The organism is Mucilaginibacter sp. OK098 (genome assembly GCF_900142915.1).
In the GTDB taxonomy this organism is placed as follows: Bacteria; Bacteroidota; Bacteroidia; order Sphingobacteriales; family Sphingobacteriaceae; genus Mucilaginibacter.
Map to the genome: position 1 here is coordinate 127,692 of NZ_FRCM01000001.1, position 14,124 is coordinate 141,815.

Genomic DNA, 14,124 nt, shown 5'->3' on the forward strand with positions numbered 1-14,124 from the left:
GAGCCGGTGATTCTGGTTTACTAGCTTCAGTCTTATCAGGCTGATTAACTATAGTAGTTTTCTTCTTCATGATAACATCCTCTGAATAAATAGGTTTAGAAAATTGGTTATACTAAGTTAAGCACAAAATCACGCATTTCAAATAACTATTTTAATTAAAATTATGTGACTCTATTAAAAAAGTTTAATGAAAATTTTGCCGCCGGCATTTGTGTTGATTTCTATGATATATTTGTAAAAACCAAACACCACAATGAAAAAATTTCTATTTAGCATTTTACTTGTCTCTTCAGTTGTTTTTAATGGATTTGCACAACAGTTTGAGGTGGCCTACGCTTCATCATCTAATCAAACATTTACCGGGTACGTTGTCCTTTACTTATCCAAAGAAAATAAGATTCCTAAAAGCAGTATGGTAGGGTTTGGGTCAGATCCTTGTTTTTCTGTTTATGTAAAGAATGTAAAGCCCGGTGCTACGGTTAAAATAGATGATAAAGCAGCCGGTTTTCCAGCTCTTTTATCGGACATTGAGCGCGGCCAATATTATGCACAAGTAGTGTGGGATAAAAACATGGGTGGCCGCACAATAGCCGAAAGTCCCGGAAATTTTTACAACGATCCTGTAAAGATCGATATAAATAAAAACACTAAAACAAGTTATTACCTTTATGCTGATAAAGTGGTTGCAGAGCTTCCCGCTTTTAAAGAAACTGAATTTGTGAAAGAATTAAAGGCTCCCTCGGCGCTTCTTAGCAAATCCCAGGGTAAGCCGGTAACAGTTGATGCGGCAGTTATCCTTCCCAAAGAATATAATACAGAGCCCGACCGGAAATTCCCGGTCCTTTTCAAAGTTTCAGGTTATGGTGGCGACTATCATCGTTACTCAGGATATGCTATGCCAAGCACTCCTATTGATAGTGTGCCGGTAATAGTGGTTTATCTTGATGGTAATTGCCCTTTAGGACATAGTGTTTATGCAAACAGTGATAATAATGGCCCATGGGGCGATGCTTTAACTACCGAGTTCATTCCCTTATTGGAAAAACAATTCAGGTGTAATGGCGCAAAGTTATTAACCGGGCACAGCAGCGGAGGGTGGACGGTAGCTTGGCTGCAAACGCATTATCCAAAGGTTTTTGATGGATGCTGGTCGAGCTCACCTGACCCTGTTGATTTCAGGAGCTTTCAAAAAATTAATATGTATGCCGACAAAAATATGTTTTATGGTAAAGACAGTACTTTAAACCTGGTTGCAACAGTTGCCGGCTTTTTCCCATGGGCTACCATGAAAAATGTTTACCTGGCCGAGCAAGTAATCTATCGCGGTGAGCAAATGCACTCTTTTAACGCTGTTTTTAGCAAAAAAGGGGCCGATGGATTGCCATTGAGCATTTGCAATAGCGCCACCGGTGCCATTGATACCGCTGTTTTTTCTAACTGGAAAAAGTATGATATCTCTTTATATTTAAGAAGTAATTGGGAGCAAATAAAACCTGACCTGGAAGGCAAGCTCCGGATCTCGGTAGGTAAACAGGATAATTTCCTTTTGAACTATGCTGTTGTAATGCTGGAAGCGGAAATGAAAAAATTAAACTCAACGTTTCAGTTTGCTTATTATCCCGGGGATCATTTTACCTTATCAACGCCTGAATATGTAAAAGATGGCAATCACTTTTTAAAGCAGAAGTATATGGAATGGCAGGCAAAATCAAATAAGAACGGTAAATAGTCAGGACAAACGCATTAAAATAACTCATTTTTCTTATGGTCCGCTAATCAAATTTGCAGGAGGCTCCGATGGAGCCTTTCAAACTTTTAGCAATTGTCTATAAACAGTCTGCTCCTCCGGAGCTTATTAATTGATTTTTCACTCCGGAGGAGTATCCTGTTTGTAGAAAATCGTAATATTCCTGTTTTGGCTCCATCGGAGCCTCCTTTTAATGCGTTTGCCCTGAGTAAATAGTTATAAATCGCGAATGGCTAAAGTTTAATGCTACCTTCACCGGATTGGAACTTATATTTAATGAACTGATAGATAGTTACCTGGCCGGCCAGGTGGGTATTGCAAAGGATTTTTTAAATAGTACGCTCGCCGCTCATTTAACCCAAAATCTGCATGATCTTTATTGTGGCAGGCAACTGCTATCAGCAGGAACGGGGAATGATCAAATTATAAACCATGACAAGCTGTTAAGAAGCGATAAGATCTATTGGTTGGACAAGATTCATAATGATCCTCATGAAAATGACTTTTTTAACCTTGTTGATCTTTTTGTAGCCTATTTAAACAGTACCTGTTATGCAGGCATTACTGGCTATGAGTTTCATTATGCACTTTATGAAAAAGGAAGTTTTTACGGGAGGCATCTTGATCATTTTAAACATAATGGAAACAGGGCTTTTTCAATGATAATGTACTTAAATAAAGACTGGGTAAGAGCCGATGGCGGCGAACTGCGGATCTATCACCCCGGTAAACTCCAGGATATCGAACCGATAGATGGTAAAAGTGTCTTTTTTAAAAGTGCTGACCTGGAGCACGAGGTGTTACTAACAAACAAACCACGGATGAGCATCACCGGCTGGTTAAAAACAAATTAGTACAAAGTCAGTCTTAAGGCGCAAGTCTTAAATCAAATTTTGATTTTTTCTCACTCAGAACTCAATACCTTTCGACTCAAGACCAAGTTGCTTAGGCAATAAACCGTTCGCGGTTGAAGCGATTTGCAAAAAAACATCCTTCTTTTCTTCACACAGATATTTGTACACCTTATCACCAGGTTGAGTTTCTTACCAGCATTGTATGATCAGTAAACTGGTTATCCCCAAATTGTTAGCAAGTCAGGTAAATTATTTTTATAAAAATAATTTGCATGTATCGAATTTGTTACTACCTTTATTTTAAGAATAGAACAGAATAGAATAGATATTACAAACCAATTTAATTAAACCCAATTATGAAAAAAAAAGTACCACCTAAAAAATTAGGCCTGTTTGCTTTATGCTGTATTTTGATGCTGTGTTACCAGCAGGCTTTCCCCCAAAAGATCAAAAATGTTACGGGCCATGTTACAGATGAGCATGGTTTGGCATTAGCGGGCGTAGGCATTTTGCTTCAGGGCACCTCAACAGGCACAACTACTGATCAAAATGGACTCTATAAAATTAATGTCCCTGAAAGTAATGCAACCCTTATATTCACCTACATAGGGTATATAAAAAAGATCGTTCATGTTTCTGGCCAATGGAATGGAGATGTGGCAATGGAGATTGACAGGAAATCAGGAGATTTGGGAGAAGTTGTTGTTATTGGCTACGGAACCAGGAAAAAAGCAAACCTTACCGGTGCCGTTAGTACCATTAAAGGTGCTGAGCTTGAAAAATCGCCGGTTGCGAATGTTTCTAACACGCTTGCGGGTGCTATTTCGGGGCTTATTGTAAATACACCCAGCGGTGAACCCGGTGCTGATGACGCCACTATTTTGGTTAGGGGTAAAGGCACCCTTGGTAATACCAGCCCATTGATTGTAATTGACGGAATCCCCGACCGTGGTTTTAACCGGATCGATCCGGCTGATATCGAATCTTTTACAGTGCTCAAAGATGCTACCGGAGCTATTTATGGAGCAAGAGCTGCCAATGGTGTAATTTTAATAACTACCAAGAGAGGTACTGCAGGAAGACCGACATTATCCTTTACCTCAAATTACTCCCTTACCCAGCCTACAAAGGTTCCTAAAATGTTAAGTTCATGGGAATTTGCACAATCTGCTAACGAATATAGTCAATTAGTAGGGCAGCAACCGCAGTATACGGCTGACGACATCCTAAAATATAAGGATGGCTCAGATCCCCTGGGGCATCCAAATACCAACTGGTGGGATGCGGTAATGAAAACATGGACACCGCAAACGAATAATATACTGTCGTTAAAAGGCGGTTCCGATAAAATTAAATATTACATCTCGGGGCAGCATCTTTATCAAAACAGCATGTATCAGGGTGGAACAGACTATTATAAAAACGACAACGCCCGCGCAAATATTGACATTTCAGCCACGGACAATTTTAAAATAGGTGTTGATGTAATGTACAGGGATGAGTATAAAAATGGTGAAGCTCCGGGCTATGATGCAAACGGAATCTTCAGTCAGCTTTGGGCTGCATACCCATACCTGGTTCCGGTATATCCCAACGGAAAGGTAGGTGTTGGCATTGGCGGAGGGCCACAAAACAGTATGGTATATGTTCTGAACGGCGGTTTAGGCTTTACCCACAATAATTATGATTTTTTACAGACCAAAACATCATTTAACTGGGCCTTACCAAAAGTTACACCGGGCTTACACCTGGATGGCTATTTTGCCTATGACGTAAATTCAACCCAGTATAAAGGATTTAATGCAACACCGCCTCCAGCCTACAGCTATAATACAGCTACAAGTGGCTATACGGAAGTTACTTCCACTATTCCGCCGAATTTAAGTATTGGCAACAGTCAAACTACCAGCAGGCTGATCAATCTTAAGCTTGGATACGAACATAAATTTCAAAAAAACGCAATAGAAGCATTTGTTGCCTATGAGCAGCAACAACAAACTTATACCGAGCTGGACGCTTACCGAACAGGATTTTTAAGCAATAGCGTTACCGAGTTATTTGCAGGCAGTACAGTAGGCGAAACCAATAATTCTGTTACCACACAGTTTGCGCGCCAGAACTTTATCAGCAGGCTGTCTTATAATTACGACAATAAGTATTTATTAGATTATAACATGCGTTATGATGGCTCACCGAATTTCCCGGCCGGAAAACGTTTTGGTTTTTTCCCTTCATTATCGGGAGCCTGGCGGGTTTCGCAGGAGAGTTTCTTCCATTCATCTGTTATTGATGATCTGAAGCTGCGGGCATCATGGGGAAAAACAGGTAATGATGCGGTTAACGCCTTCCAGTATATCCAAACCTATGGTTTGCAGGCCGGCCAGATCTCTCAATATTTGGGAGCCGGGTATTATTACGGACCAAATGCCACACAGGTACCGGGTTTTTTATTAGGCCCAACCCCTAATCCAAATATCACCTGGGAAGTGGCTACAACAACAAACATTGGTATAGACGCGCAATTGTTTCATGCATTATCTGTAAGTATAGATGTTTTTCATTCTTCGCGAAACAACATTCTTGTAGCGCCGGGTGCGGCAGTACCAGGTTATACCGGCCTTACTTTACCGGATGTAAATTCAGGCAAGGTTAATAGCAAAGGCCTGGAACTTGATCTGTCTTACAGCAAGAGAGTGAACAAGGATCTTTCCTTTAATATCAGCGGGAACTTGACGTATGCGGTTAATAAGGTTATCTATGGTGCAGAACCCGCCAACGTTCCGGCTTATCAGAAAGTAACGGGTTATCCTACTGATTCCTATCTTCTTTACCAGGCAGACGGCATTTTTCAAAACACTGCTGAGTTGAATGCCTATCCTCACCCAACAGGTACAGGAGTAGGCGACATCAGGTATAAAGATGTGAACGGCGACGGTGTGATCAATGACTTGGACAAGGTTAGGAATACCTTATCAAGCACCCCCCAGATCCTATACGGCACCACAATTGGCGGCCGGTACAAAAACTTTGACATTACTATTTTTTGGCAGGGACAGGCAAGAGCCCAGGCCCTTTTAATGCCCGACGGCTTAAATATGGCTGAAGAGTTTTTTACGGGTCGCTGGCAAAAAGAGGGTGACAATACCTATCCAAGAACCTTTAATGGCCCCACAGAAAGAACTTATGGCTCAAATGCCTATCCGTCAACTTTTTGGTTGCGCAGCGCTGCCTTCATGCGTTTGAAGAACGTGGAGATCGGGTATAATTTTTCAAAGGACCTGCTAAGCAAGATCAAGGTGCAGGCAGCCAGGGTATTTATAAGCGGAAACAACCTGTTTACCATTGATAAATTTGGTCCGTCCTTTGACCCGGAAAGCGCTTCAAACATTAGCTCTTTACTAAACCCGGGCTCTTCTTTAAATTATGGCAGGTATTATCCGCAGCAAAGAGTGATAAACCTTGGCGTAAATGTTACATTTTAAATGATTACGGCGATGAAAAAAAAATATATAATTTTAGGTGTGATGCTGCTACTTTTTACGGGAATCTCCTGTAAAAAAGTGTTAGACCTGCAGCCAACCGGCTCCTTTTCTACCAATAATGTGTGGACGGATCCCGCTCTTATCCAGGTGTTTGTTAACCAGATCTATAAAGAATCGGTATTTGCCTTTAAGGATGGGGGCTTTGGATGGGGCTCGCAGACAGATGAGTTATACAGTAATTTTAACTGGTGTCATGAAAATACCTATGTATTAGGCCAGGCTACTCCTGATAACCAGGGCAGCTCTTTTCCGCTGAACTATAGTTCTACACTTAATTACTGGACAACGTTATACAGCACCATCCAGAAAACAAATCAATTTTTTCAAAATGTTGGCATGGCAGATACCGTGGGCCATGGTTCACAGATCAATAACATGAAAGGAGAGGTTCATTTTTTAAGGGCTTTGTGCTATTTTGAACTACTAAAACGCTTCGGCGGGGTGCCTTTAATTACCAAGGTATACACCGTTAATGATAAAACTTTTAACGAGTCGAGAGCTACATGGGACCAGACCAGGGATTTTATCCTCAATGAAATATCCGCTGCTGTTGCTATACTGCCCAAAACTTATTCAAGCGTTGATTACGGTAAGGCCACTATGGGGGCGGCACTCGCGCTCAAGTCACGTTTGCTGCTTTATGCCGCAAGCCCTACTTATAATACAACAAATGATGCAGCCCGCTGGCAGGCAGCTGCTGATGCTGCAAAAGCGGTGATTGACCTTAATATTTATTCTCTTCATGGGAGTGCTTCCACTTATAACACCATTTTTACCGATTTCTTTAACAGCGAGGTTATCTTTTCACGGGTATTCAGCGCTACCGTTCAGGAAGACCGGTATAATACGCTTTATCGTGATCTAAGTCCAAATGGTTATAATGGATATAGCGCCTATAACGTATTGGAACAAATGGTAGAAGACTTTGACATGGCCGATGGCACTCCTTTTAGCTGGAGCAATAGTGGCACAAACCCTTACCTGAACAGGGATCCGCGTTTTTATTCCGATATTCTTTATAACGGTTCACCTTTCCAGGGCCGTTCAGCACAATTTTACGAGGGGGGGCTTGATTCAAAAGAGAGTTCCTTATCACCATGGAATGCTTCGAAAACAGGCTATACGATCCGAAAAATGGTTGACGAGAGTTATAATTTCAATATTCAGCCATACAGTTCCTGTCAATGGGTAGCGTTCAGGCTGGGTGAAATTTATCTTAATTATGCCGAAGCAGAAGCTGCACTGGGTAATAATGCGGAGGCACTAACCTACCTGAATAAAATCAGGGAAAGAGCCGGAATGCCTGATGTTACCGGATCGGGAACAGCATTGATGAACCTGGTGCGTCATGAAAGAAGGATAGAGCTGTGTTTTGAAGGGCATCGCTATTTTGATCTGCGCAGATGGGGAATGGCTGACATTGGTTCAAAAGACGCTTTGGGCATTACTATCACACCAACATCTCCTGCAAATACCTCGTTTACTTACCAGGTTATTACTATGCAAAAAAGAGTATGGGTGTCCAGTTTTTACTATTATCCGATTCCCCGTAAGGAGATTCAGATCAATCCTTCATTAAAACAAAACCCCGGTTACAATTAAATATATTAAAATGGAGTAAAAAGGCAGCATAATGGCTGCCTTTTTTTAATTTGGCTAAAATTAAGATTTAATGGATAGAATTTTTGAGGAAATAAGAAAGCTGGCAGAAATACCTTCTTATTCAAAGCATGACAGATTTGTGCAGGGCATGATCAATGCCATTGACGAAAAGATAGTTGGGCAGGATGAAATGCTTCCTTCTGTAAATAAATTGATTAAAGAACTTGGTTTTTCAAGAGAAACGATTGTTAAGGGTTACAAAGATCTGATCAGCCGCGGCATTGTCGAAGCAAAAAACCGGTTGGGATATTTTGTTGGTAACGGCAACACCGGGCAAACTTTGAATGTAGCTCTTTTAATGTATAACCTTGATACATTTGAAGAACAGTTTTACCGGAATTTCAGGCATGAATTGGGCCAAAACGTCCAGCTTACCACTTATTTTCATCACGGTAATATTGAGATCTTTGAAACTATCCTTTTGCAGATAAAGGGTAAATACGGGATGTATGTGGTAGCGCCAATTCCGCACCCAAGGACAAAAGAATTGCTGGAAACTATCCCCCGCAATAAATTCCTGATGTTTGACCGTTATGAACACCTGGATGGTGAATTTAACCACATTACTCAAGAGTTTGGGCAGGCTTCCTATGCCATTTTTTCAAAGCTGGCTCCAAAAATAAAGCAGTACGATGAGTTTGTGTTTTATCATTCCCAAGGTTCTTTAGATCCTGAGGAGATTGTAGAATCATTTAAAAAGTTCCTTAAGGATTTTAATATCAATGGCCGCATTGAGGAAGAATATATAACCGGTTCTGTTGAAAAAGGGAAAGTATATTTTACGCTGGATAACTTTGCTTTATGGCAAATAATGCGCGATTGCAAGGCCAAAAAGTTAAAGCCGGGTAAAGATCTTGGGGTGCTGTCGCATAATGATGAACCGGCTAAAGAAATAATCGGGATTACCACCTTTTCTTCCGATTTCTCGCAAATGGGGAAAATAGCCGGGGAAGCTGTTTTATCAAAAGAAAAAATACAACTCACTGTTCCTATGATCTTATTTGACAGGCATACACTTTAGGCATTCGTCATGAATTCCACAATGATAGTTGGCTTTCTTTTTTTTATCGCGATCATCGCTTTTACATCGTGGTATAAATCAAAGCAAAGTAAGGTCAGCACTTTAAACGGGCTGTTTCTTGCCAACAGGAGTCTTGGCTTTTTGCTGGTAGGCGGGGGGCTGTTGTTTACCAATATCAATACCGCTTCAATTATTGGAGAAAACGAGTTAGCCTATACCAATAACATGACAGTTATGGCATGGGGGATAACCTCGGTGCTGGCTATGCTACTGGTTTCAGAGTTTATAATGCCTTTTTACCTCAGGCTAGGAATAGCCACAACACCCGATTTTCTTACAGCCAGGTATGGGCAGGGGATGGGAAAAATAGTATCTCTTATATTTTTGATCAGCTACATTGTTAATTTGCTTCCTTCAGTACTATATGGCGGGGCAATAGCTTTTAATGGATTGTTCCATTTTTCGGATGCCTGGAAAATGGATTACTGGACAACCATCTGGATCCTGGTATGGATAATGGGTACAATTGGCGGACTGTATTCCATACTTGGCGGACTAAAAGCAATCACCATATTGGATATTTTGCTTGGTGCGGGTTTCTTTTCCGTGGGGCTTCTGTTGCCGGTTTTTGGCTTAAAGTATTTAGGGCATGGCAGCTTTCTCCGGGGTCTACATATATTTTTAAGCACACACAAAGAACACCTGAACAGTATTGGCTCATCTGCGGACGCTATCCCGTTTGGTACATTGTTCACCGGTATGCTATTGGTAAACCTTTATTACTGGGGCACCGAGCAATATATAGTGCAACAGGTGCTTGCTTCAAAAGATCTTAAAACTTCACAGAAAGGTATAGCTGTTGCATGCTTCGGAAAGCTTATTTCTCCTTTGCTTTTAAATATCCCCGGGCTTATTGCAGTACACTTATTTACCAAAATGCACAATACGGCGGAGGTATTTCCACGGCTTGACAGCCTTGTATCTCCTCCTTTTATTGCGGGCTTTATTGCTGCAGTAGTTTTTGTGGCAGCTTTAACAACTTTTAATGCAGGCCTTAACAGCTCAAGTACTTTGTTTGTGCTGAATATTTATAAACCGTGGCTTGAAAAACGGTCACAGGTTATTTCGGAAAAGACACTTGTAGGAACAGCTAAAAAATTCGAAATTATTGTTTGCTTAGCAGCTATGTTTATTGCCCCTTTTATCATTTTTGTAAAAAACGGCTTTTACACCTATATCCAAACGGTTAATGGATTTTTTAACGTGCCTATTTTTACTATCATGTTTATGGGTTTCATCACCAAAAAAGTTCCGGCAATAGCTGCAAAAATTGGACTGGCCTTTTTTATCCTGTGCTATGGTTTAACACAACTGGTTTTTGATCTTCACATTCATTTTCTTCATATCCTGGCCATTTTGTTTGTGTTAACCTGTGGTATTATGTTAGTTATCGGCAGGTTATACCCAATGGATGTCCCGTACACTATTCGGCTGAATAATTTGGTTGATATAAAACCATGGAAAAACCGGCATATTTATACCGGGATCTTATTATTACTAATGATCTTAATGTTTATTTTGTTGTCTCCCCTTGTACTGGCAAAATAAATTTGCATGGATAATAGAAAATTTATAATTTTATAGAATAGAACAGAATAGACCCTGTGCTATTAAAAAGCTTTTTCTGTTTCAACCAATTAATTCATTGAATCTAAATTATAAAAAATAAAATATGCACATCATTGGTTTGCTTAAATACAAAGCGGGTTTAATTTTATTTTTACTTTTCATCTGTTCTTTCACCAATGTTATTGCACAGGAAAAGGGCGTTACGTTTACCTCGTCAGACAAAGCTGTAGAACAAGCATTCAGTTGGGCAAAAGAAATGGCGCTGCATTATAAAGGTAAAGCAGGCGACCCAGTTGGTTCATGGTACGAATCTGCGCTTCCACCCAGGGATGCATTTTGTATGAGAGATGTATCCCACCAAAGTATAGGTGCAGAAATATTAGGCTTGAGCAAGGAGAATAATAATATGTTTAACCTGTTTGCAAGTAATATTTCCGCCTCAAAAAACTGGTGCTCTTATTGGGAAATTAATAAATATGCAAAACCTGCACCCGAAGATTACAGGAACGATAAAGAATTCTGGTACAATTTACCGGCTAACTTTGATGTGTTGTGCGCTACCTGGCGTCTGTATTTGTGGACGGGCGACAGTCGTTATATTAATGACCCTGCTTTTGTTAATTTCCGGGAAAGATCAGTAAAAGATTATATAGACAGCTGGGTGCTTTCGGCTGATTCCATGTTAACAAGGCCGGCGCATCCTAATGCGCCAATTCCTTTTAATGAAAGTGATTCCTTTCATCGTTGCCGCGGATTACCATCCTACTCCGAAGGGGTGCCTAATTTGAAAACCGGAGCTGACCTTGTGGCTGCGCTATACAGAGGCCTGCTCACCTATTCCGCTATCCTGTCAGAAAAAGGACAAAAAAAGAAAGCTGCTTTGTATGCCCAAAGGGCAGAGCAATACCGCCAGCGCCTGGAGGCTGATTGGTGGGACGGGAAAGATGCACTGTATTATACTTATTATGGTAACGATAATAAATTCGGCAAGGACGAGGGGGAAGCTTTTTTGCTTTGGTTTGATGCTTTAAAAGATAGCACTCGGGTAAAAAAGACCATCGCACATATTGCTTCAAAAACCTGGAATATGGAGACTACTTCTTACCTGCCATTCCTGTTTTATAAGAATGGTTATTGGGATAAGGCGAGAAACTATATTCTATATCTTTCAGATCCGTCTACTGCGAGAAGAGAATATCCTGAAGTTTCTTTTGGGGTAATTGAAGGAATAGTTCAGGGTTTAATGGGCATTACACCTGATGCTTCAAGCGGAACGATTAACACCGTTTATAAATCAAACGGGCCTGGCAATGCCACAATTAATCATTTACCACTTCTGCATACCACCATTGATCTGGCTCATTTAAGCAAACAGCAATCAGTTATGACCAATACCGGCGCACAATCATTTAAATGGACGGCGATGTTCTATGGCACTTATAAACGGGCCTATGCAAATGGAAATTTGATTTCGGTAAAAAAAGGAACAGATCCACAACAAAAGAAGATCGCTATTGTGGAAACAACTGTGAAGCCCGGTCAGAAAGTAAATATAAGAGTTGAGTATTAATGCTACCGAAAGCCCTATCTGTTACATTTATGAAAGCCTGTAAAAACAAAGTCCTTTTAATTTTATTTATTTTATCTACCCAATTTTCACTCCGGGCGCAGCAAATAGCATTACCCAAACAAACGGACAGGTGGTCCATAGAAAAAGATGGAAGTATTACCTGGAATATTGGCGACAGGTTGCCGCATGCCGATCATATCGAAATGTCGGGCGAAAAAGTTTCTTTATGGATAGCCTATTCCGTTGATAGTTCAGGGATGTCAAAAATTAGCCGGACGGTGGTTTTCCCAACATTCAGGATGCTACCAGATGATACCAGGAGCCACATTGCCTACACTTTTAACGACAATGAATTACCGCGAATTTATATTAACAATCGCTTGCTTAGAACCGATGTTGCAAAAAACGGGGAGGGTAATGATCTGGCATTCCGGGTTAAAAGCATCAATCAGCATGGCATAATGCGGATGATGGCCGAAGCAGGGAATCCCGCACAAATAAAAATTGAGCGCAGCCTGTTTCCATCAGTTGATAAGCCTTTGGCTATTGAAACATTCAAGTTTACAAATATCACTAATAAACCGGTTACCGTTTCGATGGAAAATTTGAAACGTGAAGTAACTACAGATACAGCAAAGAGCAAGACGGCTCCTCATACTGTTATTATGAAATCCGTTAATGATGGCAGCCGGACCTTACAACCCGGCGAATCAACAGCTTTTTCAATTTGTTATTTAGCCACTGACCACCCGTCGTCCTTAGCGCATATTTACCCGGATGAGGAACAACAAGCAAGGGCAAACCGGGTAGCCGAGATTTTAGCGCCCTTACAATTGGAAACGCCGGATACCATTTTAAATACTGAATTCGCCTTTGCCAAAATACGTGCAACCGAGAGCATTTATAAAACAAAAAGCGGATACATGCACGGGCCGGGTGGTTTGTCTTATTATGCAGCCATCTGGGCCAATGACCAGGCGGAATATGTTAGCCCGTATTTTGCTTTTTCGGGCGATAGGATAGGAAATCTGTCGGCCATGAATTGTTACAGACTGTTTGCCCGTTATATGAACCCGGAATACAAGCCTATCCCAAGTTCAATTGTAGCGGAGGGTGATGCGACCTGGAATGGTGCCGGAGACAGGGGCGACCAGGCAATGATTGCCTACGGCGCTTCAAGATATGCACTTGCCAATGGTAATGCTGATTCGGCAAAAGCCCTATGGCCGTTAATAACCTGGTGCCTTGAATACAGCCACAGGCACATTAACCTGCAAGGGGTTGTAACATCGGATGCAGACGAACTGGAAGGCAGGTTTCCCGCAGGAAAGGCTAATCTTTCTACAAATTGCTTATATTATGACGCATTGATCTCTGCCGCCTTGCTTGGCAAACAACTCCATGTTCCCGGCAAGCAAACTGATAGTTATACCAAAGAGGCAAACCAACTTAAGATCAATATAGAAAAGTATTTTGGGGCTACGATAGGTGGTTATAAAACCTATAGATATTATGAAACAAACTCCGTGCTGCGGGCATGGATCTGCATGCCCTTAGCCACGGGGATTTTTGACCGGAGTAAAGGTACTATTGATGCCCTATTCTCGCCGCAACTATGGACAGCCGACGGCCTGGCTACACAGGAAGGCAAAGACACCTTTTGGGATCGTTCGACTTTGTATGCCCTTCGTGGGGTGCTGCAAGCAGGTGCTACTGAAACTGCAATGAACTTCCTGCAATATTATTCCCGCCGCAGGTTGCTGGGCGAACACGTGCCTTATCCCGTAGAGGCATATCCCGAAGGGAACCAAAGACATCTTTCTGCAGAAAGTGGGTTATATTGCCGCATTTTTACCGAAGGACTGTTTGGGATGCGGCCTACAGGGTTTAATAGTTTTGATTGCACACCCAGGCTGCCAAATAACTGGAACCGGATGGAATTAAATAATATTCATTCATTCGGGACTATATTTGATCTGAAAATTTCCCGGCAGGCAAATGGGAAAATATTGGTTAGTGTTTTAAATGGAAAAAATCAGCATACTTATACCCTTACAAACGGGGAGACAGTTCATGTTCAATTATAATGATTTCCCGGA

8 protein-coding genes are annotated in these 14,124 nt (G+C 41.2%); all 8 read left to right on the forward strand.

From position 1 onward, the window contains the following. The first annotated feature begins 253 nt into the window (after positions 1 to 253). Complete coding sequence (locus BUE31_RS00440) at positions 254 to 1,729, forward strand: alpha/beta hydrolase-fold protein (RefSeq protein WP_073399220.1); 1,476 nt, start codon at positions 254 to 256, stop codon at positions 1,727 to 1,729. A 278-nt stretch (positions 1,730 to 2,007) separates the two neighbouring features. Then, positions 2,008 to 2,601, forward strand: coding sequence for a 2OG-Fe(II) oxygenase (locus BUE31_RS00445; protein ID WP_073399222.1), 594 nt, complete (start codon positions 2,008 to 2,010; stop codon positions 2,599 to 2,601). Between the two features lie 356 nt (positions 2,602 to 2,957). Continuing rightward, a complete protein-coding gene (locus tag BUE31_RS00450) occupies positions 2,958 to 6,083 on the forward strand; it encodes a SusC/RagA family TonB-linked outer membrane protein (protein WP_073399224.1) in 3,126 nt (1,041 codons plus the stop codon). Between the two features lie 12 nt (positions 6,084 to 6,095). Then, on the forward strand, positions 6,096 to 7,745 hold the full coding sequence (locus tag BUE31_RS00455) for a RagB/SusD family nutrient uptake outer membrane protein (RefSeq protein ID WP_073399226.1): 1,650 nt from the start codon (positions 6,096 to 6,098) through the stop codon (positions 7,743 to 7,745). A 70-nt stretch (positions 7,746 to 7,815) separates the two neighbouring features. Then, positions 7,816 to 8,826, forward strand: coding sequence for a GntR family transcriptional regulator (locus tag BUE31_RS00460; protein WP_073399228.1), 1,011 nt, complete (start codon positions 7,816 to 7,818; stop codon positions 8,824 to 8,826). Between the two features lie 9 nt (positions 8,827 to 8,835). Then, positions 8,836 to 10,434 (forward strand): solute:sodium symporter family transporter, encoded by a 1,599-nt coding sequence (locus BUE31_RS00465; protein ID WP_073399230.1) that lies wholly within the window; start codon positions 8,836 to 8,838, stop codon positions 10,432 to 10,434. Between the two features lie 124 nt (positions 10,435 to 10,558). Next, positions 10,559 to 12,025 (forward strand): glucosidase family protein, encoded by a 1,467-nt coding sequence (locus BUE31_RS00470; protein WP_073399232.1) that lies wholly within the window; start codon positions 10,559 to 10,561, stop codon positions 12,023 to 12,025. 29 nt (positions 12,026 to 12,054) lie between these two features. Continuing rightward, the gene (locus BUE31_RS00475; RefSeq protein WP_083619168.1) at positions 12,055 to 14,112 is read left to right on the forward strand and encodes a hypothetical protein; all 2,058 of its coding nucleotides are present in this window, start codon (positions 12,055 to 12,057) and stop codon (positions 14,110 to 14,112) included. Positions 14,113 to 14,124 lie beyond the last annotated feature (12 nt).